We start from the raw sequence: 26989 nt of genomic DNA, 5'->3' as shown, positions 1-26989 counted from the left end.
TCCTCACCGGGCCGCCAGGTTCGCCTCGACCTCTTTCATCCACGCCTGGTACGGCCGGGTGGTGTCCAGTTCGAATTCGAAGCGGTCCACCATATCCGGCTGCACGTCGGCGACGTCGACGTAGAACTGCTCATACCAGCGCCGCAACTGGTAAACCGGGCCGTCCTCCTCGACCAGGAGCGGGTTGTCGATGCGCGCCTTGTGCCGCCAGATTTCGACGTCCTGCTCGAAACCCAGCTTCACGTAGTCGCCGAGCCGGATCGCGGTTTGCATGGGGTCACCGGGCAGCGCCTCGGACTTCTTGACGATGATGCCGTATTGCAGCACAAAGGAATTCGAGTCGATCGGATAGTGGCAGTTGATCAGGATGGATTGCGCGTCGCCGTATTCGTAGTGGTAGGTCAGGTCGTCGATCATGAAGGACGGCCCGTAGTACGACGCCACCGAGGTGTTGCCCAGCATCCGTGAGCCTTCGGTCCCGCCCATGTCGGGGCGGCCCTCGCCGTTCATGTACTGGGTCGCGACATGTCCCTCGAAGATGTTCTTGAAGTAGGTCGGCAACGCGCCGTGGATGTAGTAGAAGTGCGCCATATCCACGACGTTGTCGATGATTTCGCGGCAGTTACTGGTTCCCACGACCGTGGTGTACCAATGCCAGTCGGTCCATTCGTCGCTGGTCGCTCCCTCGATGCGCGGGATCGTCACCTCCGGCGGCGGCGGCTTGTGCTCCGGGTCGTTCCAGACGAACAACATGCCGTCCTGCTCCAGCGTCGTCCAGGTCGCCGTGCGAGCCAGCTTCGGTGGGCGCCGGGCATAGGGCACCTGCTTGCATCGCCCGTCGCCGCCCCACCGCCAGTCGTGGAACGGGCAGGCGATCTCGTCGCCCTTCACCTGGCCCTGCGAGAGGTCGCCGCCCATGTGCCGGCAATAGCTGTCCAGGACGTTGATCTTGCCGTCCCCGCTTCGGAAGACGACCAGCTTCTGGCCGAACGCGTTGATCGCGTGTGGCTTGCCGTCACCGAAGTCTCTGATCAGCCCCAGGCAATGCCAGCCGCGGGCAAACCGCGTCGGCGCGGCCTGGGCCTCGATGAGCCGAATCTCGTCGGTGTCATGCATGGGCACGATTTAACGCCGCAAAACACCCGATCGGGGGTTGCCTGTTCCACTCATCAGGACGACTATTCCGTTGCCCCGACGCCGCGACATACCGTTCTCGCCGTGACAGCACACAGCGCGACGATCCCCGCCGGGCTTGCCGTGGCCGACGGATGCGTCGACTTGCTGGTCGTGGGCTCGGGCACCGGGATGGCCGCGGCGCTGGCCGCCCACGAATTCGGGCTGTCGGTGCTGGTCGTGGAGAAGGCGTCGCACGTGGGCGGCTCGACCGCTCGCTCCGGTGGCGCGCTGTGGCTGCCCGCGGGTCCGGTGCTGGCCGAGGCCGGCGCCGGCGACACCCAGGAGCACGCGGCGACGTATCTGGACTCGGTGGTGGCGGGTTCGGCACCCCGGCAGCGCTCGGCGGGATTCTTGACGAACGTGTCCGGCACGGTCGAGATGCTGCGCCGAACCACTCCCCTGCGATTCTTCTGGGCGCGTGACTATTCCGACTACCACCCCGAGCAGCCCGGTGGCAGGGCGGCCGGACGCACCTGCGAGTGCCACCCGTTCGACACCTCCCTGCTCCGCGCGTACCGCACCCGGCTGGAGCCGGGCTTGATGGAGGCCCGTATCCCGGTGCCGACCACGGGTGCCGACTACCGCTGGATGAATCTGGTGGCGCGGGTTCCGCGCGAGGGAATTCCGGTATTCGCCAAGCGAATCGGGCAAGGCGTGGGTGGCCGGATGCTGGGCCGGCGTTACGCCGCGGGCGGTCAGGGCCTGGCGGCCGGCCTGTTCGCGGGTGTGCTGCGCGCCGGTATCCCGGTCTGGACCGAAACCACCCTGCTGCGCCTTGACGGCGACGGCGAACGGGTCCGCGGCGCCGTCGTCGCCCACGGCGGTCGCGAAGTGACGATCACCGCCCGGCGCGGCGTGGTGTTGGCCACCGGTGGTTTCGACCACAGCATGGACATGCGGTGGAAATTCCAGTCGGAGTCGTTGGGCGCCAACCTGAGTCTGGGAGCGGCGGCCAATACCGGCGACGGGATTCGCGCCGGACAGGAACTCGGCGGCGGCATCGATCTGATGGATCAGGCGTGGTGGTTTCCCGCGGTCGCGCCGCTGCCCGGCGAGGCGCCTGCCGTGATGCTGGCCGAACGTTCGCTGCCGGGCAGCCTCATCGTCGACCAGCACGGCCGTCGCTTCGCCAACGAGTCGTCGGATTACATGTCCTTCGGTCAGCGGCTGCTCGAGCTGGAGCGATCCGGCAGCCCGGTCGAATCGATGTGGATCATCTTCGATCAGCAATACCGCAACAGCTATGTCTTTGGCGCCCAGTTGTTTCCGCGAATGCGCATCCCGCGGGCGTGGTACGACGCGGGTATCGCGGTGCGCGCCGACGACTTCGCCGAACTCGGCGCGCGGATCGGTGTGCCGGTTGCGGACTTCACCGCGACCATCACCGGTTTCAACCAAAACGCCTCTGCCGGTATCGATCCCGACTTCGGCCGGGGTCGCAGCGCGTACGACCGGTACTACGGCGACCCGACGATCTCGCCCAATCCCAACCTGCGCGCGTTGACCAAGGGGCCGTTCTACGCCGTCAAGATGGTGCTCAGCGACCTGGGCACCTGCGGCGGACTGACGGCCGACCACCGGGCCCGGGTACTGCGCGAGGACGGTGCGGTGATCGACGGTCTTTACGCGATCGGCAATACCGCCGCCAACGCGTTCGGCACGACGTATCCGGGTGCGGGCGCGACGATCGCGCAGGGGCTGGTGTACGGATACATCGCCGCGCGGGACGCGGCCGGCGCCGACTAGTCGGCTTGGCGCTTGGCCGAGACCTGTTTTTCGACCTCGCGCCAGTAGCCGGGCGTCGTTCGCGGTTTGCCCGAACTACCCTTGGGCGCCGTCTGCATTATGCGGTCGGCCTCGTCGATGTCCTTCATCATCTCGAGGGCGAACTCGCGCTCGGCGGCGTAGTACTTGGCCGCCCACCGCAACGCGATCACCGAGTACGCCCATGCGGGTTCGGCTTCGGCTCCCTCGGCGTCCTCGACCGCCCTGCGGTGGCAGGTCTCGGTGTAGGCCACATAGTCCTGAAGCAGCTCCTTGAGCCGGGCCGGGTTGCTCAGATGCCCCAACGTCATCCGCATCAGCACGCTGTGTTTGAGCACCGGCGGGTCGACGGGTGCGTCGGTGGCCCATTCGGTCACCGCGGTCATCCCGGCCCGGGTGATCTTGTAGAGCCGACGGCTGCGGGTGCCCTCGTCGTGCTCGACGCGAGACGTCGCCAAGCCCAGGGCCTCCAGCTTCTTCAGCTCGGTGTAGATCTGGCTGTACGACGGGCTCCAGTAGTACAGGTCGACGCTCCAGTCGATCCACTTCTTCAGGTCGTAGCCGGAGACTTCCTCTTCGTAGGACAACATGCCCAGCAGCGCCCAGCTGGTCGCCGCAAGCGACCCCTTCACCGGCTCTTCGCTGGTCTGCGCCACGTCGCCAGGTTAACAACCCGCAGTACCGGCGCGGGTGACACTGACCGCTGGCCGGGACGCGGCGATGTCGCGGGTTTGGGGTGACGACGGCACGGGGGTGCTTTGATTTCTTTGTCGGCCGTATTGCAGAAGGAGTTCGCGCGTGAAATTAGTCTTCCCGCTTCCGCACATGCTGCGGCTCAAGGCCACGATGCAGCCGTGGGAACCGGAGGTCACCGGCCCCGACCAGACCCGGATGGCCAAGTGTGCCGACCGTTGGGGCTACGACATGATCGCCTTCCCCGAGCACTTTGTCATCCCCGGCGACCACGTCGCATTGTCCGGACCGCACTATCTGCACTCGACGGTCGCGCAGGCCCATGTCGCCGGTGCCACCGAACGCATCGCCATCAATTCCTGTGTCACCGTCTTGCCGCTGCAGCACCCGATTGTCCTGGCCAAGGCATTGGCCACGGCCGACTGGATGAGTGGGGGCCGGACGATGGTGACCTTCGGAGTCGGTTGGCTGGCACGGGAGTTCGAACTTTTGCGGGTGCCGTTTCACGAGCGGGGCCGTATCGCCGACGAATACCTCGCCGCGATCGTCGAATTGTGGACCAGCGACGCCCCGCAATTCGAGGGTCGCTACGTCTCCTTCGACAACATCGCATTCGAGCCGAAACCCGTTCAGAAGCCGCACCTTCCAATCTGGATCGGCGGTGACGCCAACGCGGCACTTCGCCGGGCGGCCAAACATGCCTGCGGGTGGTGGGCGTTTCTGACGCCTCCCGAGCAGATCGCCGAAAAGGTGGACTACATCAAATCCCAGCCGTCCTATGACGGTCGGCCGTTCGACGTGATGCACGGCATGGGAACCAATCGGGTCGGCGAGGGACATGTCGTCCGCAAGGGCACCAGCGACCGGCCGGGCATGAGCGCCGAGCAGATCGTCGACAGGCTGAACTGGTTCGCCGAGCAGGGCGTGACCGTTAGCGCCGTTCCCATTCCCGCGGTGCGCGGCGTCGACGAATATCTCGACTACGCGCAGTGGGTGATCGAGGAGATCAAGCCGAACGTCCGTTAGCTGGATCCCGGTCCCGTGCGAGGCGAAGCCTCCGACACAGGAGGACACGTGTCCTAGCGGTGGCGGTAGCGCACCGACACCATGGAGGTGTCCGCTCGTTCACCGGTCAGTTCGCAGGTTCGGGTCGTGACGGTCAATTTCCCGGACGAAAGGTGCGGACAACCGTGGCTCGAAGATTCGCTGTTGCTGGTCGAACGCAACGTCTCTACCCGTCGCACCCGGCCGGAAGCGCGCTGCCGCCGCGGTTGTTGTGTCCCGGTCATCCTTTGCTGGCCCCAATCCAGCTGGGCGCGTTGTACGCACCGAACCGGATCCTGATGGCTCCCATGACACGCACCCGCGCAGCCGCCGACGGGGTGCCTACCCAGTTGATGGCCGAGTACTACGCGCAGCGGGCGAGTTCAGGGTTGATCATCACCGAACCCACGTTCCCGTCGGCGCGCGGCCGGGCCTACCCCAACCAGCCCGGTTTGCACACCGACGAACAGCAAGCCGGATGGGCCCGGGTCGCCGAAGCAGTGCACGCGGCCGGCGGCCGAATTGTGGTGCAAATCATGCACTCTGGCCGTATCTCGCATCCCGACATCCTGGACGGTCGACGGCCCGTGGCGCCGTCGGAGGTCAGGCCGTCCGGCACGGTGCACACCGCCGCCGGCAAGAAGGCCTTCGTTGTTCCACACGAACTCATAGCAGCCGAAATACGGTGTGTGACTGACGAATTCGTGAATGCAGCGTGCCGAGCACGGGCTGCCGGCGCAGACGGCGTCGAGATCGACGCCGCCAACGGATACTTGTTGAGTCAATTCCTGACGTACGACGCGAACTATCGGCGCGACTCCTACGGCGGGTCCGCCCACGACCGTGCACGGTTCCCAACCGAGGTGGTCCACGCGGTCGCTGACGCGATCGGTCCCGACCGGCTGGGGTTGCGCATCTCTCCGGGCAATCCGGAGAACGACATTCACGAACCCGACCTCGAGGCGCACCTGATTCTCGCGAAGAACGCCCGCGATCTGGGGTTGGCGTATCTGCACGCGCGGGTCCCGCCCGAGCGGCCGATCTATTCCTGGTTGCGCCGCCGCTGGCCGGACCGCTTGCTGCTGAATCGCAGGTTCCAGACGACGACCACCCGGGAGCGAGCAGTCGACGTCGTCACGACCGGAACGGCCGACGCCGTCACCATCGACAGCGCATATCTGGCCAATCCGGATCTGGTGCGGCGGTGGACCTACGGCGCACAACTCAACCAGCCCCGCATGGAGTTCCTCTACACCGGTGGCGCGCTGGGCTATACCGACTACCCACCCTTGTGACGGGTAACGAAGGTCACACTCACTGGGCGCAACCCCCTCATCGTCCGGGTGGTGTTCGGCTTCGAAGAAGAGATAAAGGCGGAAGGACACACCATGACGAGCGGATCGCTGCGCGACATCCACCTGGCCGAGCCGGGCGACAACCGGGACGAGCGGACGGCCCAGCGGGTGGCCGAATTGTTCGACAATGATCCGCAATTCCGCGCGGCGGCGCCGCTTCCCGATGTCATCGAGGCGGCCTGCGCGCCCGGCCTGCGGCTGATCGAGGTTCTCGAGCAGCTCGTCGACGGCTACGCCGATCGTCCCGCGCTGGGCGAGCGCGTTCGCGAATTGGTCACCGACGCCAACGGCCGCACTGCGCTACGACTTCGGCCGCGGTTCGAGACCATCAGCTACCGCGACGTGTGGGACCGGGTGCGCGCGATCGCCACCGCCTGGAGCAAGGACCCCGAAAACCCGGTCACCGCCGGCGATGTCGTGGCAACCGTCGGATTCTCCAGCGCCGATTATCTGGTCGTCGACCTGGTCTGCGCCTATCTCGGCCTGGTGACCGTACCGCTGCAGCACCACGCTGCGGCGGCCAGGCTGCGCCCGATCATCGAGGAATGCGAACCCAAGATCGTCGCGGTCAGCGCCGAATACCTCGATCTGGCGGCGGAGTCCGTGCTCACCAGCACCTCGCTGCGTCAGCTGATGGTGTTCGACTACCGTGCCGGGGTCGACGAGCAGCGGGAGAACTTCGAGCAGACCCGGGTGCGCTTGCAGGGTTCGGGCACTCAAGTGGCCGTCACTACGGTGGATGAAGTCGTCGAGCGCGGCCGCCGATTGCCCGCCGTTGCGGCCTTCACGGACGGCGACGACCAGCGCCTGGCGATGATCATGTACACCTCCGGCAGTACCGGAACACCCAAGGGCGCCATGTACACCGAGCGCACGGTTACCACGGTGTGGACGTCGATGCTCTTCCTGGCGCCCGGCCTGCCGGTGATCAATGCGAATTTCATGCCGCTGAATCATCTCGGCGGCCGGCTGCCGCTGGCGTCGGCATTTCTCACCGGCGGCACCAGCTACTTCGTCCCCGAATCCGATCTGTCCACCCTTTTCGAAGACTGGGCGCTGGTGCGGCCCACCGAAGTCGCCATGGTTCCGCGGGTAGTGGAGATGCTGTACCAGCACTACCGCGGCGCCGTCGACCGCGGGATCGCCGAGGGGGCAGATCCCGCGACCGCCGAGCACGATGCGGCCACCGAGATGCGCGAGCATGTGCTGGGCGGCCGGGTGCTGGGCGGTTTCGTGGGCAGCGCGCCACTGGCGACAGAGATGAAGGCGTTCTTGGACTCGATGCTGGACGCGCACATTACCGATGGCTACGGCTTGACCGAGACCGGAATGCTCACCCGGGACAGCCTGGTCAATCGGAAGCGGGTTATCGACTACAAGCTGATCGACGTTCCCGAGCTCGGTTACTTCCTCACCGACCGGCCTTATCCGCGTGGGGAATTGCTCGTCAAGACCGACACGATGACACCGGGCTACTACAAGCGCCCCGAAATCACGGCCCAGGTTTTCGACGAGGACGGCTTCTACAAGACCGGCGATGTGATGGCCGAGATCCAACCCGACCACCTCGTCTATGTCGACCGCCGCAACAACGTTCTCAAGCTTGCCCAGGGCGAATTCGTCGCCGTGACCAACCTGGAGTCCATCTACGCCGGGGCACCCCTGGTGCGACAGATCTTCGTGTACGGGAACAGCGAACGGGCCAGCCTGCTGGCCGTCATCGTGCCCACCCCCGAAGCACTCGCCGAATACGGAAACAGCCCGGCGCTGAAAACGGCCATCCACCAATCGCTTCGGCAGATCGCGGCGACAGCCCATTTGCAGTCTTATGAGCTGCCCGTCGACTTCATCCTGGAAACCAAACCGTTCACCGACGAGAACGGGTTGCTCTCCGGTTTGGGCAAGCAGCTACGTCCCCGGCTCAGGGCCCGCTACGGCGAACAGCTCGAGCAGCTGTACACCGAGATCGCGGCCGCACAGGTCGACGAGATTCGGGTGCTGCGCGAGGCCGCGGCCGACCGGCCGGTGGTCGAGACGCTGGCCGGGGCGTGCCGCGCGCTGTTGGGCAGTTCGGGCGCCAACCCCGAATCCCACTTCACCGACCTCGGCGGTGATTCGTTGTCCGCGTTGACCTTCTCCCGGCTGCTGGAGGAGATTTTCGGTGTCGAGGTCCCGGTCGCCGTGATCACCAGCCCGGCCAACAACATCGCCAAGATTTCCGATTACATCGATGCCCAGCGCGGTGCCGGTATCCGGCGTCCGAGTTTCAGCACCGTTCACGGGCAGGGCGCAACCGCCATCGCCGTCGGCGACCTGACGCTGGACAAGTTCATCGACGCCCAAACATTATCCGCCGCACCGTCTTTGCCGCATGCTGGCGGCGCGGCGCATACCGTGCTGCTGACCGGTGCGAACGGCTGGCTGGGACGATTCCTCACACTGGAATGGCTGGAACGACTCGCCGAGCGGGGCGGCAAACTGGTCACGATCGTGCGTGGCCGCGACGCCGACGAGGCCAGGGCACGCCTGGAAAAGGTGTTTGACAGTGGCGATCCCGAGCTGCTGAGCCGGTTCCGCGCGCTTGGCGCCACGCATCTCGAGGTGCTGGCGGGCGACATCGGCGAGGAGAATCTGGGCCTGAGTCCCGCAACCTGGCAGCGGCTGGCCGACACCGTCGACCTGATCGTGCATCCGGCCGCACTGGTCAACCACGTGCTGCCCTACGATCAGCTGTTCGGTCCCAATGTCGTTGGGACCGCTGAGATCATCCGGCTGGCGATCACCTCTCAGATCAAGCCGGTGACCTACTTGTCCACGATCGCGGTGGCGAGCACGGTGCCGCCCGGCCAGTTCCAGGAAGACGGCGACATCCGGCGGGTGAGCCCCGACCGGCCGCTCAACGGGGACTACGCGAACGGATACGCGAACAGCAAGTGGGCCGGCGAGGTGCTGCTCCGCGAGGCCAACGATCTGTGCGGCCTGCCGGTTGCGGTGTTCCGGTCCGACATGATCCTCGCCCACACCCGCTACCGCGGCCAGCTCAACGTGCCTGACATGTTCACCCGGTTGATCTTCAGCCTGCTGGTGACGGGCATCGCGCCGCACTCGTTTTACGAACGCGACGGGGTCGGAAGCCGCGCGCGTGCACACTACGACGGTCTGCCGGTCGACTTCATCGCCGACGCGATCACGACGATCGGCTCCCGAATCCGCGAGGGCTATACCTCGTTCGACGTGATGAACCCGTACGACGACGGGGTCTCGCTGGATGTGTTCGTGGACTGGCTGATTCGGGCCGGCAACAAGATCCAGCGCATCGCGGACTACGACGAGTGGCTAGCCCGGTTCCAGACCGCGCTGACAGGTTTACCCGAGCGGCAACGCCAGCAGTCGGTGCTGCCGCTGCTGCAGGCTTTCCGCCGACCCGAGAAGGCGATCCGGGGCGCGGCCGCACCCACCGAGGCGTTCCACGCCGCGGTGCGCGCGGACAAGATCGGCCCGGACAAGGACATCCCGCACATCTCGGCGGAGTTGATCGACAAGTACGCCGACGACTTGCGGCAGCTGTCCTTGCTCGGCTGAAGCCGCACTCACCGGACCCGCAAGCCGCGTTTGCGCACCCAGAGCACCGCTGCCAATGTCCCCGCGGCCCACACCGCCAACGCAATGCCCAGGTGCACAGAGCTTTTCGTGTCCCGGCCGAACACGGGCCAAATCAGCGCGGGTACCCGGGTCCACAGCAGCTGATGCTCTACCCCGTTCATCGGGTCGGCTAAGTAATACAGCGCGTAGGGCAGCGTCAGCGCAACGATCCAGCCGCGGGTGCGGCGGCGGTCGCCACGTTGCCGCCACCGCCGCGTCAGCGGCGCGACTCCGACCGGGTGTAACACCGAGAAGAAGTTGCCCACCCCAAGCCAGGACACAATCGGCACCGCGACCGTCGGGATCGTGATGGCCAGGCGCGCCGGGGTTTCCAGCCACAGCGTCAACACCACCGCCGTCACCAACGTCGGCAGTCCGACGATGACGAGCAGTGCCAAGTTCTTGATCACCAGCACTCGCCAGAACGGCACGCCGGCGGACACGGCCGCAAGGACGCGATAGTGATCCGCGCCGAGCAGGTTCGTGGTGGTGACATCGGCGAGGATCCACGACGAGAAGTAGGTGCCGACCAGGACCACCCAGTCCTGATGGCGGCCGAGCGTCAACGGCTGCACCGCCAACCACCCCACGGCGAAGATCAGGTTGGCCACCACACCCATCAACCAGGTTCGCGGCGGAGTGAAAGCCCAGCGGATTTCCGCGGCGACGGCCGGCCACAGGCTTCGCCGCAAATCCTTGGCTGCGCGTTTGGCCGCCGCGGGACGAGGTGCCGACGCTCGCACCATCGTTCGCAAGACGGCCCGCAGCCGGGGGCGCATCGTCTCCTGCAGCTGTACCATCTCAATCCCCAGCCGCTCTTCCAATCCTTTTCGCTTCGTTGACCGGTCGGGTCACTCAGGCGTTGGCCCGATCAACCGCCGGTGCAGTTCCTCGGTGAGCACGTGGATCTGGCGGGTGAGTTCGGTGTTGGTCTTCAGCTCCAGCTCTTGAGTCTCGAAATCGTGGTCGGCCCTGGCCTGTTGGAAGGCCGCCTGACGGTTCTGCCCGATCATGACGAACGTCGACAGGAAGATCGCCTCGAGCGATACGGCCAGGGTCAGCGTCGGCCACGGACTGGGTTCGACGAACACCATCCACACGCCGAACAGGGCCGCGTGCAGCCAGACGAAGTTCATCGATCCGGCAAATGCGGTGATCCGGTCCGCCAAGCGCAACTGGAAATTGTCGCTGCGCCGCTTGGCTTCCTCGAGCACGGCGGGGTGATGGATCTGTCCGCCGCGCAGCAGCCGGCGCGGGATCAGTTGTGGGCTGTGCCGATGGCCGTTGGCTTGGGTCGTCATCGTGAGCCGTTCCTTTCTGGCACGGTGATACGCGCGTTCGGTGACCATTGCGCGCTCCGGCGGGTGGGCGGGGCCGCTGGCTAATGCTAGTGGCCATACCGGCAGGCAACGGCGACGATGTCGAGGCTCAGCCGGCCTTCGCCGTGACGACGATCGATTCCTCGCCGGTGCGCCAGGCGTTCGTGAGGGTCGCGACGCTGACCTGGCGGTCGGGATCCGGGAGTCGAACGTGGCGCCGACCGGCTCAGTGAACCACCAATTCGCATGCCGCGCCGGGGTTCCCCGCAACCAACCACACCGCCCGGAATGCCCAATAGAACGTGTTACAGTTTGCCGATTCCGGCCGGCGACCCCCAGCCGCCGGGCGTTTCAGGCGAGGAGGACCGCATGGATCCCAGCGCCGCTGGCCGCGCACGTCTCATGTCACGGAAAACCCTTGCAGCAGAAATGAACTCCGCGTAATGGCGCCGCGCAAACGCGTTGTGGTTGCGGGGCTGGGAGACGTCGGGCTGCTGACCGCAATCCGGCTGGCCAAGCACGCCGACATCGTCGGCATCTCGGCCAAGTCCGCGCTGGTCAGTGGTCAGGAACTCGGGGTGCGGATCTCGCGCCCCGGCGATTGGGCGCGCGACTACTGGATTCCGTTCGACCGGTTCCGCGGTTTGGATCGCGTGCGCACGGTTCAGGCCACGTTGACCGGCGTGGACCTGGCGTCCCGCACCGTGTTCGGCCGCGGCGGCGACGGCGCAACGATCGCCGAGGAATTCGACGCGCTGGTGATCTCCACCGGGGTGACGAACGGCTTCTGGCGTCAACCGACGATGCAATCGGCCGCCGAGATCGGCGCCGACCTGCACGCCGCGCACAATCGACTGGCCGGCGCCAACTCGGTGATCGTCGTCGGCGGCGGTGCGGCGGCGGTCAGCAGCGCGGTGAACATGGCAACCACGTGGCCGGACAAACGGATTGACCTCTACTTCCCCGGCGAAGTCGCGTTGAGCGGCTACCACCCCCGGACCTGGAAGCGGATCCAGGGCCGGCTCACCGAGCTGGGTGTGGGCGTGCACCCCGGGCACCGCGCGGTGATCTCCAACGGCTCCGCCGGCCGGGAGATCACCAGTGAGCCCGTCAGCTGGAGCACCGGGCAACCACCGGCCACCGCGGACGCCGTGCTCTGGGCGATCGGTCAGGTGCAACCCAACACCGGTTGGCTGCCGCCCGAACTGCTCGACGAACACGGCTTCGTCCGCGTGTCGCCCGAGCTGGAAGTGCCCGGCCATCGCGGGGTTTTCGCCGTCGGGGACGTCGCGGCCAGCGATCCGCTGCGCAGTTCGGCGCGCAATCGCGGGGATTCCTTGGTGGCACACAACATCCGTGCCGAGTTCAGCGGTCGGCGGCTGCGCACCTATCGAACGCCGGGACGACGCTGGGGCTCACTGGTGGGGATCCAGGCCGATGGGCTGGAGGTCTTTCTGCCCACCGGCCAGGCATTCCGGCTGCCCGCCTGGTCAGTCCAACGCATCGTGATGCCGGGGCTGGTCCGCTGGGGCATGTATCGCGGTGTGCGGGCAAACGACCCGCTTCGCTAATCGCCTGTGCGCGTGAAAGTCTGGTGATTCGTCAGGACAACGCCGCTCGACCCGTGCGTTTTGGCCCTGCTGAGCAGCCGGAACCGCGCTGTCGGCCGCCATTGGGCTCGATGTGATTCCAAATCGCGTCGAATGGGAATAGAAAGCGGGTGGGCGAGCCCGGGGTTAGTGCGTTCGAAAAGTTGGTGGCACTGCTCAACTACCCGATGTTCGTCGTCACCACGCAATCCAACGGCATTACGGCCGGCTGCCTGGTGGGCTTCGCCTGCCAGGCGAGCATCCGTCCCCCGCGTTTCCTGGTTGGCCTGTCCCCGCAAAACCACACCTTCCGCATCGCCGCCGACGCAACTCATCTGGCAGTACATGTGTTCGATATCGAACACATCGACCTCGTCGAACTGTTCGGCAGCCAAACCGGCGACGAGACCAACAAATTCGACCGATGCCGGTGGCATCGCGGCCCGGCACAGTTACCCATCCTCGACGACGCGGCCGCCTGGTTCGTCGGCAGGATCCTCGATCGCTTTTCGCTGGGCGACCATGTCGGGCACCTGCTCGAACCGCTGGGTGGCGACCCGCCGAGCGAAGAGGAGCAATGGGTGTCCTTTGACGATGTTCGTTCGCTGGACCCGGGCCACGAGGCATGACGGCGTCCGAGCAACACCGCAAGCAGGCGGACACGGTGCACGATCCACCCCGCGTGCGCACGGTCAGCGATATCGCCGAACTCGCGTCGTTCTACGCCGAGCCCCCGGACGGGGTGCGCGCCAACATGATCTACAGCGCCGACGGTGCCGCGGTATTCGGCGGTCGCGCCGGGCCGCTATCGAGTCGGACCGACCAGCAGCTGCTGAAGATCCTGCGGACATTCGCCGACGTCGTGCTGGTCGGCGCCGCCACCGCACGCGCGGAGAACTACGGCCCGGTGCAGCTCAGCGAGACGCAGCAAGCCGAGCGGCAGCGTGCGGGAAAGAGCAAGCCGCCCCCGATCGCCGTGATCAGCCAAACCGGCCGGCTGCCAACCCGGCTCGTCAGCGACCCGAACCAGCCGCCGCTGTTGGTGACGGGCGCGCAGTCCGCGGCGCTGCACGATCGCAGCAGCGATCAACTATGCGGGGTGCTGGTGGCCGGTGAGGACACCGTCGACGTGGCCCAAGCGATTGCGCTGCTGCGCGCGCACGGGCTGTCCCGGGTGCTCTGCGAGGGTGGACCGACACTGCTCGACGAACTCGTGGACGCCGACGTCGTCGTGGAGATCTGCGTAACGCTGGCCCCCAAGCTCGCCGCGTGCCAGCCGGTGGGTAATCGCCGACAGCCATCGCGATTGGCGCTGCCGGCCGCGTTGCGACTCGAACACGCGCTGGTCTGCAACGACTATCTGTTCTTGAAGTATCGCCGCTGATCACGCGTTATTTTTGGTGGGTGCCGTCAGCCCCGCGGGTATCCCCGGCGAACGGTACGGTCGAGGATGCCCAGTGTCGCCCGTAGTGCACCCTCGGAGATCACCGGGAAGATCCCGGCTTCCCGCCACTTCGGGTCGATCTTCGACCAGTCGTAGAACGAGGTGACCACGGTGCCGGCGGCGTCTTCGGTCGGCTCGAGCCGGAAGCCGTAGATGTGGCCGATCTGGGGGCGGAGCTGACCGAGAACCGTCCACGAGATCAGCCGATCACGGTCGAATTCGGTGATCTCGACGGTCACGTCATACTTACCGAGCTGCGGGTAGTCGTTGAGGGCCGCACGGTCCATGTGCACGACGAAGCTCTCGCCGGCCGCGGCCACCGGGTCGCCGTCGGCGTCTTGCAGCATTCCGGTGGAGTCGATCGCGACATGACCCTGCGGATCGCACAGCAGCCGGAAGATATCGGGCGCCGGCGCCGCGATGGTGCGCTGAATCTCGATGCGTTCGGTCATGCGTCCTCCCAGCCAACGTTGATGGGTCGCCGGTTACTCTACGACGCCCGCGCCGGTCGAGGTCCGAAAGCGGATGCCCCGCAACGGTTGCCTCGCGTTCCGGAGCACCCGCGCTGTTCTGCTGCGATGGCGCCGTCCACGGTGGTGTGTCACGGTGGATTGATGTGGCGGTGCAATTCCCGAGGGGGCGTCCGGGCCCATCCGCCGGCCCGGCGTGTCACCGGGAAGTCCGAGGCAAGCGCCCGGTTTCGGTGCGGTGACACATGTTCAAACGGTCGTCGAATTGCCTGTGCGACATCACGTTGCGCCCACCGCCGGCTATTTTCTCGCACTTCCAGAAGAGGACCATCGGCCAAGTGAGCAATTCAGACGACGACGGCTACCGCAACATCGCGGTGAACGGACTGCGGCCCAACGAACTTCGCTGGGCACTCAATCACAATTCGGTGCACGGCATTGCGTACGCGTTCAAAAATCCTGTCGCGGTGGCCAACTCCAACGACGATCCCGACGACGAGCGAAAGACCTACTTGGTGCGGATCAAACGCGACCACTTGGCCACCGCGCTGGGAAACATCAACGAATGGATCGTCAAAAATCCCGGTACGGCGGGAATGCACGCCTATGGATTCCTCCGGGCGCTGTCGAGAGAAGGACTCGGCGAACGCCACGCCGGTGAGGAGGAACGTCACTGATCGACGGCCGGCCGCGCGCGTTTTCGGCCCCACTCGGCGCGCATTGACGAATTAGCTGGCATTCTGTCTATTCACCGGGCCCCCGGTTGCCCCAAACTATTAGCCTTATGCCTGGCACAGAGGAGTCGGCGATGGGTGACACCGCGGGTTCGCGGGAGGGCTCGCAATTCGGGCCCTATCTGCTGCGACGGCTGGTGGGTCGCGGCGGGATGGGCGACGTCTACGAGGCCGAGGACACGGTCCGGGAGCGGGTCGTCGCCCTGAAGCTGATGTCGCAGACGCTGTCCAGCGATCCGGTCTTCCGCACCCGTATGCAGCGCGAGGCCCGCACGGCGGGACGGCTGCAGGAACCCCACGTCGTCCCGATCCACGACTACGGCGAAATCGACGGCCAGCTCTTTGTGGACATGCGCCTGATCGACGGCCTGGACGCGGCCACCATCCTGAGCCGGTACGGACCGCTGACGCCGCCGCGCGCGGTGGCGATCGTGCGCCAGATCGGCTCTGCGCTCGACGCCGCGCACGCGGCCGGTATCACGCATCGCGACGTCAAACCGGAGAACATCCTGGTCAGCAGCGACGACTTCGCGTACCTGGTCGACTTCGGGATCGCCAGCGCCACCTCCGACGAGAAGCTGACGCAGTTCGGCACCACGGTCGGCACCTTCAAATACATGGCCCCGGAACGGTTCAGCGACACCGAGGTCACCTACCGCGCCGACATCTATGCGCTGGCCTGCGTCCTGTACGAATGCCTGACCGGATCTCCGCCGTACAAGGGTGATCAGGTCAGCGTGATGAGCGCGCACCTGCACCAGCCGATCCCACGGCCCAGCGTCACCCGGCCGGGTATCCCGGTGGCCTTCGACCAGGTGATCGCGCGCGGCATGGCCAAGGACCCACTGGACCGCTATGCCACCTGCGGCGATTTGTCGGCGGCCGCCTACGCCGCCCTGGCCACGCCCGATCAGGACCGGGCGACCGACATATTGCAGCGCAGCCAGGCTGCCGAACTGCCGGCCGCGTTCGCGGGCCAGGCGCCGATCGGTTTTGCACAAACTCCCCCTGCGATGGCCAACCAACCCACGGGTTGGCCTCCGTCGGCAACCGGGATGCCCGCTCCGCCGAGCACGGGCTGGCCCGGCGTCACCGGCTGGGGCGACGGCTCCGGCGTCGGGACGGGCTGGGCACAGCCGGCACCCCGGCGCGGGCGCAACGCGTGGTTGTGGGTCGGCCTCGCGGCTTTCGTCGTGGTAGCGCTGGTGAGCGCGGTGCTGGTGGTCGCCCAACCCTGGCGCTCGCCGGGCCCGTCCTCGCCGAAACCATCCGCGGCACCCGACGCGGTCGAGCTGCGCGTCCTCGACGACGGTGTCTTGGTGGGCAGCTCCGCGGCACCGATCACCATCGACATCTTCAACGAGCCCATGTGTCCACCCTGCGGCAGCTTCATCCGGTCGAATGCCGGCGACATCGAAACCGCGGTCAACAACAAGAAACTCGCCGTGCGCTACCACCTGCTGAACTTCCTCGACGACAAATCGCACAGCAAGAACTACTCGACCCGCGCGGTGGCGGCGACGTACTGCGTCGCGGCCCAGAACGACCCGAAGCTCTACATGAGCTTCTATTCGGGGATATTCGCCAGCAACTTCCAGCCGGCCGAAGGCGCCCCCGAGGATCGAACCGACGGCGAGCTGGCGCAATTGGCCAAGACGGTCGGCGTCGACGCCGACGCGATCAACTGCATCAAGGCGGGTGACGACATCGCGACGGCCAAGGCGAAGGCCGACGCCGGCGACACGACGCTGGCGGGGTTGAATGCCTCTGGCACACCGTTCGTCTGGGATGGCAGCAAATCCATCAACTACCAAGACGCGACCTGGTTGACCAAACTGCTCGGATAGCCCGCGCGTCAGACCGTCAGATCATGTTCGCGACTTGAGGATCGGCAGTTGGCCCGGCGAGGTGTGGATGCGCTTCCAGCACGGCCCGCGTCGCGATCCGTCCGGCTTCCACCGCGGCATCGATCTTCTTGAAATCCAGCGGACCGATCGTCGAGATATCCGGCTCGATGATGGCCGCGATCCGGGGCAGCTCGCGCAGGTTGCCGGTGGAGGCCGCAAGGTCGACGGTGCGCAGCAGGGTCTCTTGCAGCGGCGGCAGCGCGACATCGGTTCCGGTGAGGAGCCGACGGACGAACCCCGGCGGCTGAACGATTGCCGGTAGCAGTCCGAAATTCTTGGACGGCAGGAACTTTCGTCGCAAATCGACACAGATGACTTCACCGTCGCCGTCGGCGCACATCACATCGGCCGGTAGGTTGTTCAACAATCCGCCGTCGATGAGCAGGCGCTGGTCATGCTGCACCGGCGGAATGAGGCCCGGGATCGAGATCGACGCGCGGACCGCGAGCGTCAGCGATCCCCGACGATGCACGATCTGCTCGCCGGTGATCATGTCCGCCGAGACCGAGAAGAAACCCTTCGGCAGATGCTCGATCACAGTGCCGCCGAAGAACTCGTCGAGCAAACGCTCGATGCGCGTGCCCCGGGTGAGCGCGATCGCGGGGACCGTGTAATCGCCTAGTGGACTGGTGTTTCCGACGAATTGGTACGCCGCGTCCGTCGCCTCGTCGGCGGTCATCCCCTGCGCGAAGGCCGCCGCGGCGATGGCGCCGGCACTCGTGCCGCCAAAGCGGTCGATGACGATGCCGGCCCGGGTGAGCTCTTCGTAGACGCCGAAGTGCGCCAGCCCCCGCGCGCCGCCGCCCGCGAGCACGAGCCCGAAGGACCGGCCGGCGATTCTGCGGGCCACCGCGGCGATTCCGTCGGCGTCGCCGGGATGATGCGACACCGGCTCCAGCAGATCCCACCAACCGGTATCGGGTTCGGTCAGCGTGATCAGGTGCACCTGGCCTTTGGTGTCCAGCCGCTCGAGCTCGTCCGGCGGCTGGGCTTGGTCCACCAAAACCACGAGTCGATCGCTTTGCGCGACAACGTATCGCCGCCATAGCTCGCCCGATCCGCGGTCGGCCACCACCAACACCCAATCGTGGCTGCGTTCGGCCCGGTCGAGGGTTTCGGCGAACGCCTCGACGAGTTCGGCGTGCGCCGTGACCGCGGCGGTTTTCTCGGCGGGCGGCGCGACGACGGCGATCGAACCGAACGCGCCCAGCCGCGTCGCGATCGCGTCGACGACCGGCGCCGCGACCGCGTAGCCGGTCGAGACGACGCCGATGACCCGTGGCGCCGAAGAGATGTTCGCCGACCGCGAGTCGCGCAGCATCCTCGCCATCGCCTTGACCATCGCCAACTGCAGCTGCGGGGTGTTGGCGAGTACCTCGCTGAAGGTTTCACCGGCAATCCGCCAGACCACGCCGTCTCGCAGCGCTTGAACCCCTGCCGAGCGTTCGGTGCCGGAAATCACACCCAGGTCACCGACGGAGTCGCCGGCCGCCATCTCGCGGATCACCTGTCCATCGGCGCCGACGGCGGCGAATCGCCCCGAGTCGATTACGTAAATGGCGTCCGACGGCTCGCCCAGTCGAAACAGCCATTCATGGGCCGGGATCTGCAGGCGATCCACCGCGCTGGCCAAGTCGTTGAGTTGTTTGGCGTCGATGTCGGCCAGGATCGGAACATTCCGCAGCGCCTTTCGCGCATCGGCGACTCGCCACTCCCGCCGCGTACTCATGGACCGACGAGATCGGACGTACGGACGGCGCGCGTGGCCGCAAACGGGTTTGGTGAACGCATGCTCTTCCTCCCCGGCACTCCAAAAGGGTTGCGGTGCCGGTTAGGAGCTTATCTGCCGACCAACGTGCCTTTCGAAATTCCGCCAGCTCTCGGGCGCGAAACCAATCCCCCGTTTGCCGCCGTCAACGCCGCAGACTCAACGAAGCATTCGGTAGCCAATGCTACCGCACCCGCTATGTAGCCGAATCCTTTTGGGACAGAATCTAACCCAGCTGCTGCGCCACGCCCGAGCAAATCCCGAATGGCGCGCGGACAAAAGTCATCTTCGATTAACCAGCCATTCACCCACGATTTCGCACGTGTAGGCCATTTCAAGATTTCCGAACCCGCCGGGGTGGTTTCCGGTAATGTCCGCAGCGTCACCAATCGCCGGCACGAAGGACAGCCGTGAGCTCGAAGGACCAGCGCGTCAGCGGGGTCGCGGCGGGCCTATTCACCGGGAAAGGCAGCGTATGGGTGACGATTGGCGGACTGGCGCCATACTCCGGCTAATGACGGCGTGCCATGAGACCGCGGCGACGGCGTGACTGCGGAGGAGCATTGGCATTAACCGACTTTCAGTTGGGCGGTCTGACACGGCGAGCAGCGAGGCAAGCATGACTTCCTTCATGGAGCTGCCAGGGCGGCAGCCTGGCAGGCCGCTGGCGTATCTCGTCTTGCAGGACAGCGGCGTCGAGTACAGGGTGCCGATCGTCGATCAGTTGTTCATCGGCCGTGAGTGCGCGGGGATCAGCGAGTCACGCAGACTGGTGATCCGCGATCCCGAAATCTCCCGGACCCATCTCGAAATCCGGTTGGATGCCGTCGCGGATCAGGCTTTCGTGATCGACACCAGCACCAACGGCACCCTGCTCAACGGCATGCGGTTGGAACGAGCGGTTCCGCGTCCGATCCAACCCGGTGACGAGATCCGGATCGCCGATGCGGCATTCACCTTCCGCTCGGAGCGCTTCACCGCCGTCGACGCCGCGATGGCGCCGGGTCTGACCCGGACCCGAATCAGCCAGGCCGCCATGGTGATGGTGGTCGGTGACATCATCAACTACTCGACGATCTCCGAGGTGACCGAAGAAGAGGTCATCGCGCAAAGCCTGCACACGCTGTGGCATGAAGTGGGCGGTGTGTTGCACGCCCATCACGGCACGCTGAACCATTACGCCGGCGACGCGATATTCGCGATATGGGAGGCGAACAGGTTCCCGGACGCCGCCGAGCGGGCGATCGATTTCTCGCTCGCCGCGAACCGGCTCGTCGGGGAGCTCGGACCGAGACTGCCGTTGCGCAGCCCGGACGGCACGCCCATCCGCATGGGCTGGGGCGTGGTCGTCGGCCGGGTCGCGCTGGCGGCGATGACCAGATCGGTCGAGGCGGTGATCGGCGACTCCACCAACGTGGCGTTCCGATTGGCCGGCCTGGCCGGGCGCCAAGGGCGCGCGTCGGTGATGGTGACCAGCGGGGTACGCCGCACCGTCGAGACACAATTCACGTGGGGTGAGGGCGAGGAAGTCGAGCTCAAGGGCCGCAGCGGGAAAGAGACCGTATTTCCCGTCATCGGCCGCGACCCGGCCGGCGACTCGACGACTTTACCGGGGAGAACCGCTGGATCCGATTCGGGCGGTAGTCCCGAGTCCACCGCGGAAATGCCCATCCGACAAGTCGACTGAGCCGCCCGCCGGCTTTACCCCAAGGGTCAATCATGGATCTCGGAACATCCCATGCTCAGGGCCTATCCAGCGCCGCAGACAGGACCGCAACGGATAAGGCTGCGACGAACGGTGATACGAAAACCACGCGTCAGTCGCTGGGCCCGCTCACCGTGCGCCGCCAGCCCTCGTCGACGGCGGTGCTCCTGGTGGCAGCGTTCGGGGCCTTCCTCGCCTTTCTCGACTCGACGATCGTCAACGTCGCATTCCCGAATATTCAGCAGTCCTTCCCCACCTACCCCATCGGCAGCCTGTCCTGGGTCCTCAACGCGTACAACATCGTGTTCGCGGCGTTTCTGGTCGCGGCGGGCAAGCTCGCCGACCTGCTCGGTCGCAAGCGGATGTTCATCTGGGGCGTGGTGCTTTTCACGGCGGCCTCGTGGTTATGCGCGCTGGCCAACACCGTCGAGCAACTGGTCGCGTTCCGGATCCTGCAGGGCATCGGCGCGGCGCTGCTGGTACCGGCCTCCCTGGCTCTGGTCGTCGAAGGCTTCGAGGTCGCGCGCCGAGCACACGGGGTGGGATTGTGGGGCGCCGCGGCGGCCATCGCATCGGGTCTGGGCCCGCCGATCGGCGGGGCGATCGTGCAGGTGTCCGATTGGCGCTGGGCGTTTTTGGTGAACGTGCCGCTCGGCGTCGTCGCGGTGGTGGTGGCTCGCCGCGAGTTGGTCGAGAGCCGTTCGCCCGGACAACGGCGCGTGCCCGACCTGCGTGGGGCGCTGCTGCTTGCCGCCGCACTCGGCCTGCTGACCCTCGGTTTGATCAAGGGACCGGACTGGGGCTGGTCCAGCCCCGGCACGATCGGGTCGTTCGTCGCCGCGGCCGTCGCCCTGGTCGGGTTCGTGGTGAGTTCCCGGTTCCATCCGTCGCCGCTGATCGAGCCCGCCTATCTGCGGGTGCAGTCCTTCGTCGCGGGAAACATCCTGACGATCATCGCGGGCGCCGGTTTCTACGGCTACCTCCTCACGCATGTGCTGTTCCTGAACTATGTGTGGGGCTACAACCTGCTCAAGACCGGCCTCGCGGTCGCCCCCGCGGCTCTGGTCGCGGCCGTCGTGGCGGCGGTGCTCGGCAAGATCGCCGACCGGCGCGGCCATCGCACGATCGTGTTCGTCGGCGCCCTGATCTGGGCCGGCAGCCTGCTGTGGTACATGCAGCGCGTCGGGACGCATCCGAACTTCGCCCGCGAGTGGCTGCCCGGCCAGCTGCTGCAGGGACTCGGGGTCGGCGCCACCCTGCCGCTGCTGGGCAGCGCCGCCCTGGCCCGGGTGCCCAAGGGCGGCAGCTACGCGACCGCGTCGGCGGTGGTCAGCAGCTGCCGCCAGCTCGGCGCCGTCATCGGAATTGCGCTGCTGGTCGTCCTGATCGGCACACCGGCGCGCGGTGAGGCCGCCGAGGCGCTGCGCCGCGGCTGGGCGATGGCTGCGGTCTGCTTTGTGGCCGTGGCGGTCGGAGCGCTGTTCCTCGGCCGCACCGGTCAGGTCGCCACTGCCCCCGTTGTTGCCAAGCCGCCACCGAAACTCGAACCACGTTCGCGCGCAACGGCTGTCGCGCGGCACGAGCAGGTGCTGGCGGTCGACCGCGATGAGGATCTGCTGGAAAGCCTGCCGCTGTTCGCCGGCCTGGACGCCGACGCTCTGGCCGACCTGCGAGCCAGCACCGAGGAGATAGACCTCACGGCCGGCTCGTTTCTGTTTCGCGAGGGCGACGCCGCCGACTCCCTGTACGTGGTGTGCCACGGCCGGCTGCAGGCGGTGCAACAGGGCGTCGCGATCCGCGAGCTGGGCCGCGGCGAGGTGATCGGCGAGCTCGGGCTGCTCACCGGGGCACCCCGGTCCGCGGCCATCCGCGCGGTGCGCGACTCCACCCTGGTCCGGCTCACCAAGTCCCAGTTCGACAAGATCGCCGATGTGCGGGTACTCGGCGCGCTGGTGCGCGAGCTGGCTACCCGCCTGCATCAGCTGCCGCCGCCGGCGACGTCGAACGTGACCTCCTGCGATGTGGTCATCGCGGTGGTCGGCGTCGACGCCGACGCGCCGGTGACGATGGTGTCCCACGAGTTGGTGCACCTGCTGTCGGGCTACGTCCGCGCGGTGCGGCCGGGCCGCGTCGACCGCGGCGGGCTGGAGCGCGCCGAGCGGGCCGCGGACAAGGTGGTGTTGCAGGCGGAGATCGACGACGCCGAATGGCGGGACTTCTGTCTGCGCGTGGCGGACCGGATCGTGCTCGTGTCGGGTACACCGGCACCGCCGGTCGATCCGCTGCCCGAGCGCGCCACCGGCGCAGACCTGCTGCTGGCCGGGCCGCCCGCCGACCGGGAGCACCGGCGCGCCTGGGAAGAGCTGATCACGCCGCGGTCGGTTTTGACGCTGCACTCCGATGGTTCGGCCGACGACCTGCGGCCGCTCGCCGCGCGCATTGTCGGACGTTCGATCGGATTGGTGCTGGGCGGTGGGGGCGCGCGCGCGTTCGCTCATCTCGGGGTGCTCGAAGAGCTGGAAGCCGCCGGGGTCGTCGTCGACCGGTTCGCCGGCACCAGCATGGGTGCGATCGTCGCGGCGCTGGCGGCCAGCGGGCTGGACGCGGCGGGCGTCGACGCCTACGTATACGAGTACTTCATTCGCACCAACCCGATCCGGGACTACACCGTACCGGTGAAAGGGCTGACGCGCGGGCGGCGCATTCCCGCGCTGTTGCGTCGCGCCTACGGCGAGCGGTTGATCGAAGAACTACCCAAAGAGTTCCGCTGTGTCAGCGTCGATCTGCTGGGGCGGCGCACGGTCGTGCACCGCCGGGGCCCGGTTGCCGACGCCGTGGGGTGTTCGCTGCGCCTGCCCGGGATCTTCCCGCCCTACGTCTACGGCGGCACGCTGCACGTCGACGGCGGGGTGCTCGACAACCTTCCCGTCTCGACGCTGTCGAGTACCGAGGGACCGCTGATCGCGGTCGCGGTCGGGTTCGGCGGCGACGCGACGGTGTCTACGACCGAATTCAGCGGTCCCCCACGAGTTCCCGGGATCGGCGAAACCCTGATACGCACGATGATGATGGGCAGCGGGCTGGCCGCCGCCGCGACACTGGCGCAAGCCGACGTCGTGATCCGGCCCAGCACCCGCGGCGTCGGGCTGCTGGAGTTCCATCAGATCGACCAGGCTCGCGAGGCCGGCCGCGCCGCGGCCCGGGAGGCGTTGCCCCAGATCCTCGCGCTCGCACACCGCTGAGCGTGGCACATATCCAAAACATATTGCGCCAGAACACGTCTCGCCGATCCATGCGGTGTGCGCCGCCGCCATACGGCGAACCGGGCACGCCGGCGTTGGCCGGAATTCACCAACCGTTCGCATCGACCGGCGCCGGCAACCGCGAATAGTGATGGCCGGCACGCCAAAGACAGGCGCCCATGCAGGTAACACGAGCGCACATGCGTCCCCACAATGTTGTAGTTTTCGAGCGGTGATAGTGGTCGGGCTTTACCGTCGTGGTTGCCAGACCGTGAATAGGAGTCAGCGATGACCGGCGCGCAGGGCTCGCGGTTGGGGACGATGTTCGGTCCCTACCACCTCAAACGGCTGCTGGGCCGCGGCGGCATGGGCGAGGTCTACGAAGCCGAACACACCGTCAAACAGTGGACGGTGGCGCTCAAGCTGATGTCGCTCGCGTACAGCCAGGACCCGGTGTTTCGCAAGCGGATGGAGCGCGAGGCCCGCATCACCGGCCGGCTGCTAGAGCCCCACGTGGTCCCCATCCACGACTACGGCGAGATCGACGGGCAACTGTATTTGGAGATGCGCCTGATCGAGGGCATCGACCTGGGCAGCCTGCTCGAGCGGGACGGGGCGTTGACCCCGCCGCGCGCGGTGGCCATCATCCTTCAGGTCGCGGCCGCACTGGATGCCGCGCACGCCGCCGGGGTGACGCACCGCGACGTCAAACCGCAGAACATTCTGATCGCCCGCAACGACTTCGCCTATCTCGTCGACTTCGGCATCGCCAGCGCAAAAACCGACGAGAAACTCACCCAGCTGGGCACCGCGGTGGGGACCTGGAAATACATGGCGCCCGAACGGTTTTCGAGCGACGAGGTGACTCCCCGCGCCGACGTGTACGCGCTGGCGTGTGTGCTGTACGAATGCCTGACCGGGGCGCCGCCGTATCCCGCCGACAGCACGGGCGTGCTGGTCACCTCGCACATGATGGAACCGATCCCGCTGCCCAGCGCGCAAGGCTTCGGCGTGGACAAGGCATTCGACGCCGTGATCGCCGGCGGCATGGCCAAGAACCCGATCGAGCGCTACGCCACCGCCGGCGATCTGGCGGAGGCCGCGCACGATGCGCTGTCCCGGCCGGAGCGCGACCGTGCCGCAACCATCCTGCGCCGCAGCGAAACCTCGGCGAAGCCGCAAGACACCGAAGCCAACGCGGCGGCCGAGCCGTCCGCCGCACCGCACACGCGATACAACCCGCTGGACTCGGCGGGGCCCGCCACCCAACCGGACAGCCCACCGCCGCCGCCGACCGCCGAGCAGCCCGGCCCCGCCGGATCGGATCAGCCGGCGACACCAGGCAAACGGGGCCGCTGGCCTATCCTGGCCGCGGCCGGAGCGGCTGTCGTCGTCGCCATTGCCGCGGTGGGCATCTGGCTGACGCTCAAACCCTCCGCCTCCCCGCAGCAACCGCCCAAGGCGGGTGGCGCGAAGACGACTGCGCCATCCAGCCCGGGTCCCAACACCGACCAGGCGCGGCTGATCAGCTTGCTGCCGCCGGGCTACCTGGCCGGCACCTGCACGCCGGCCACACCCGAATCGGGCAGCATCTGGACCAACGCGGTGGCGATGGTGTCGTGCGGGCAGAACACTCAGCCCGGCGGCCCCAGCAAGGCCACCTACGGCCTGTTTCCCACCCCGGACCTGCTCAAGAAGTCCTTCACCGACGACATCGCCAACGTCAGCCTGGTGAACTGCCCCGGGGAGGGCGCCTCGCCGGTGAGCTGGCACTACGACCAAACCCCCAACGAGATGGCGGGTTTGATCGCGTGCGGCACCTACAACGGCCACCCGAACGTGATCTGGACCAACGAGGAAAAGCTGATGCTCAGCGACGTCGCGGGCGACCCCGCCACCGTCGAGGACTTGCACACCTGGTGGGACGCCTACGGCTGATCACCCGGCCGACGGCACCGGGACATACGCTGCCGGATTCGGCGACACCAGCGCCGAGAGCCGGTTGAGGCAGACGGACGGATCGGCGCCGCCGAGGTCGATCCCGGCGAAGGTTTTCGCATCGACGCGCACCCTGATCAAACACGGCCGGGTCGGTTGACCGGTGCTCGGATGCGGTGTTTCGACGACGCCCTGGAAGGCCACCACCTCGACATGGTGCTCGCCGTCGAGTGCGAAGACGGCCGCCAGCGATAACAAGGTCAGCTGGGCAATGGTGCTGGCGTACAACGCTTTTACCTGCCCCGCCGGTCGCGCCGTCTCGACCACCGTCTCGCGGCTTTTGACATAGCGGTACGCCTTGGCAGCTGGGACGACGGCCGCCGTGGGCAGTTGGTATTCGACCGCCAATTGGCGGGCCGCGGGCGCGTACTCAACGGCGGCGCCGGGGGTGATGCCACACGGCAACGGCATTGCCGCCAGTACGGATTCGACGTGAGCCGCCAACTGGTCGGGCGCCGCCGTCGACGCGTCGGGCAGCTGTCGTAATCCTGCTCGCAGCAGATCGGTCAGCGCGGCGACCTCGGACTCGATTTTCGCGTTCTGCGCCTCAACCTGGGCGGCCACTCCGTCGATGTTGTAGATATCGCTTTCCAGCACAACACCTTTGGGCCAGCAGCTGAGCTGCCTTTCGCGCTGGCGGGCCAGCTCGGCGGCCCTGGCTCGGGCTTCGGCCGCCTGGACGGCTGCATAGAGCGCCTTGGTGGTTTCGAGTTCTCTCAGGCGTTGTTGCTCGCGCACCGGGTGCCGGCGGCGGGCCAGCTGATACTGGTATCGGGCATGCCCCAGCTGCCGCTCCGCATCGGGCAGCCGGTCGTAGGCCGGAGGCTGGACAAAGTCCGCCAGCCGGGGCACGGGTTCGGCGATCTCGAGGTAGCGGATCCGCATCTCGCAGGTTTCGACGTTCTCGCGGGCTTTGCTGACCGTGTAGTGGTTCTCCAGCATCTCGCACGCCGACTCCCCAGTTTTCGATGCTCGTCCGCCGCGAGGACCGCCATAGGTTCCAGAGCGCCTGGTACGCCTCCAGTTCGGCGGCACGACGCCGGCCGTCGTCAAATGGCCCCATGCTCTCCCCTGACCGGGTGACTTTCTCCTTTCAGAACTTAACGCGTCAGGTGCGGCATGTGCAGCGGGCAGCTGAA

Annotated in this window: 19 protein-coding genes; 12 read left to right on the top strand and 7 right to left on the bottom strand. The window is 66.8% G+C overall.

Annotation, left to right across the window (positions count from 1 at the left end; genetic code table 11):
• Positions 1-3: 3 nt before the first annotated feature.
• Complete coding sequence (locus BN973_RS14705) at positions 4-1116, bottom strand: Rieske 2Fe-2S domain-containing protein (protein WP_036468972.1); 1113 nt, start codon at positions 1114-1116, stop codon at positions 4-6.
• 102 nt (positions 1117-1218) lie between these two features.
• Here BN973_RS14705 and BN973_RS14700 point away from each other — a divergent pair, with 102 nt between their 5' ends.
• Positions 1219-2922, top strand: a complete 1704-nt coding sequence (locus tag BN973_RS14700; RefSeq protein WP_198048933.1) for a 3-ketosteroid-delta-1-dehydrogenase — start codon at positions 1219-1221, stop codon at positions 2920-2922.
• On the opposite strand, the gene BN973_RS14695 is transcribed toward BN973_RS14700, so the two are convergent.
• On the bottom strand, positions 2919-3530 hold the full coding sequence (locus BN973_RS14695; protein ID WP_084163619.1) for a PadR family transcriptional regulator: 612 nt from the start codon (positions 3528-3530) through the stop codon (positions 2919-2921). The two genes, BN973_RS14700 and BN973_RS14695, sit on opposite strands and share 4 nt — an antisense overlap.
• A gap of 208 nt (positions 3531-3738) precedes the next feature.
• On the opposite strand from BN973_RS14695, the gene BN973_RS14690 reads away from it, so the two are divergent.
• The 3 genes from BN973_RS14690 to car all read left to right on the top strand — a co-directional run bounded on the left by BN973_RS14690 (position 3739) and on the right by car (position 9614).
• Positions 3739-4659 (top strand): TIGR03619 family F420-dependent LLM class oxidoreductase, encoded by a 921-nt coding sequence (locus BN973_RS14690; protein ID WP_036468970.1) that lies wholly within the window; start codon positions 3739-3741, stop codon positions 4657-4659.
• 245 nt (positions 4660-4904) lie between these two features.
• Positions 4905-5972 (top strand): alkene reductase, encoded by a 1068-nt coding sequence (locus BN973_RS14685; protein WP_330981751.1) that lies wholly within the window; start codon positions 4905-4907, stop codon positions 5970-5972.
• Positions 5973-6065: 93 nt separating this feature from the next.
• Entirely contained in the window at positions 6066-9614 is a 3549-nt protein-coding gene (gene car / locus BN973_RS14680; protein ID WP_036472455.1) for a carboxylic acid reductase, read from the top strand.
• 8 nt (positions 9615-9622) lie between these two features.
• On the opposite strand, the gene BN973_RS14675 is transcribed toward car, so the two are convergent.
• Entirely contained in the window at positions 9623-10474 is an 852-nt protein-coding gene (locus tag BN973_RS14675) for a hypothetical protein (protein WP_051641269.1), read from the bottom strand.
• A gap of 51 nt (positions 10475-10525) precedes the next feature.
• Complete coding sequence (locus BN973_RS14670) at positions 10526-10975, bottom strand: DUF1003 domain-containing protein (protein ID WP_084163618.1); 450 nt, start codon at positions 10973-10975, stop codon at positions 10526-10528.
• Between the two features lie 461 nt (positions 10976-11436).
• Here BN973_RS14670 and BN973_RS14665 point away from each other — a divergent pair, with 461 nt between their 5' ends.
• The 3 genes from BN973_RS14665 to BN973_RS14655 all read left to right on the top strand — a co-directional run bounded on the left by BN973_RS14665 (position 11437) and on the right by BN973_RS14655 (position 13966).
• Positions 11437-12564, top strand: coding sequence for an FAD-dependent oxidoreductase (locus BN973_RS14665; protein WP_036468969.1), 1128 nt, complete (start codon positions 11437-11439; stop codon positions 12562-12564).
• 206 nt (positions 12565-12770) lie between these two features.
• Entirely contained in the window at positions 12771-13211 is a 441-nt protein-coding gene (locus tag BN973_RS14660; RefSeq protein WP_051641592.1) for a flavin reductase family protein, read from the top strand.
• 35 nt (positions 13212-13246) lie between these two features.
• Positions 13247-13966 (top strand): pyrimidine reductase family protein, encoded by a 720-nt coding sequence (locus BN973_RS14655; RefSeq protein ID WP_139830036.1) that lies wholly within the window; start codon positions 13247-13249, stop codon positions 13964-13966.
• A gap of 26 nt (positions 13967-13992) precedes the next feature.
• On the opposite strand, the gene BN973_RS14650 is transcribed toward BN973_RS14655, so the two are convergent.
• The gene (locus BN973_RS14650) at positions 13993-14478 is read right to left on the bottom strand and encodes an SRPBCC family protein (protein ID WP_036468967.1); all 486 of its coding nucleotides are present in this window, start codon (positions 14476-14478) and stop codon (positions 13993-13995) included.
• Positions 14479-14834: 356 nt separating this feature from the next.
• Between BN973_RS14650 and BN973_RS14645 the strand changes: the two genes are divergently transcribed.
• Both BN973_RS14645 and BN973_RS14640 read left to right on the top strand, forming a co-directional pair.
• Positions 14835-15173 (top strand): hypothetical protein, encoded by a 339-nt coding sequence (locus tag BN973_RS14645; RefSeq protein ID WP_036472451.1) that lies wholly within the window; start codon positions 14835-14837, stop codon positions 15171-15173.
• Positions 15174-15304: 131 nt separating this feature from the next.
• The gene (locus BN973_RS14640; protein ID WP_036468966.1) at positions 15305-17077 is read left to right on the top strand and encodes a serine/threonine protein kinase PknE; all 1773 of its coding nucleotides are present in this window, start codon (positions 15305-15307) and stop codon (positions 17075-17077) included.
• A 16-nt stretch (positions 17078-17093) separates the two neighbouring features.
• On the opposite strand, the gene BN973_RS14635 is transcribed toward BN973_RS14640, so the two are convergent.
• On the bottom strand, positions 17094-18866 hold the full coding sequence (locus BN973_RS14635) for a cyclic nucleotide-binding and patatin-like phospholipase domain-containing protein (RefSeq protein ID WP_051641267.1): 1773 nt from the start codon (positions 18864-18866) through the stop codon (positions 17094-17096).
• A 658-nt stretch (positions 18867-19524) separates the two neighbouring features.
• On the opposite strand from BN973_RS14635, the gene BN973_RS14630 reads away from it, so the two are divergent.
• From BN973_RS14630 to BN973_RS14620, 3 genes are all read left to right on the top strand, one after another.
• A complete protein-coding gene (locus tag BN973_RS14630; RefSeq protein WP_232232088.1) occupies positions 19525-20592 on the top strand; it encodes an adenylate/guanylate cyclase domain-containing protein in 1068 nt (355 codons plus the stop codon).
• Positions 20593-20624: 32 nt separating this feature from the next.
• Entirely contained in the window at positions 20625-23852 is a 3228-nt protein-coding gene (locus BN973_RS14625) for an MFS transporter (RefSeq protein WP_084163406.1), read from the top strand.
• A gap of 288 nt (positions 23853-24140) precedes the next feature.
• Complete coding sequence (locus tag BN973_RS14620) at positions 24141-25790, top strand: serine/threonine-protein kinase (protein ID WP_036468965.1); 1650 nt, start codon at positions 24141-24143, stop codon at positions 25788-25790.
• Here the strand turns inward: BN973_RS14620 and BN973_RS14615 are convergent, their stop codons facing one another.
• A complete protein-coding gene (locus BN973_RS14615) occupies positions 25791-26792 on the bottom strand; it encodes a hypothetical protein (RefSeq protein WP_036468964.1) in 1002 nt (333 codons plus the stop codon).
• Positions 26793-26989 lie beyond the last annotated feature (197 nt).

This window comes from Mycobacterium triplex (genome assembly GCF_000689255.1).
In the GTDB taxonomy this organism is placed as follows: Bacteria; Actinomycetota; Actinomycetes; order Mycobacteriales; family Mycobacteriaceae; genus Mycobacterium; species Mycobacterium triplex.
This window is presented reverse-complemented; position numbering and strand designations above follow the sequence as displayed.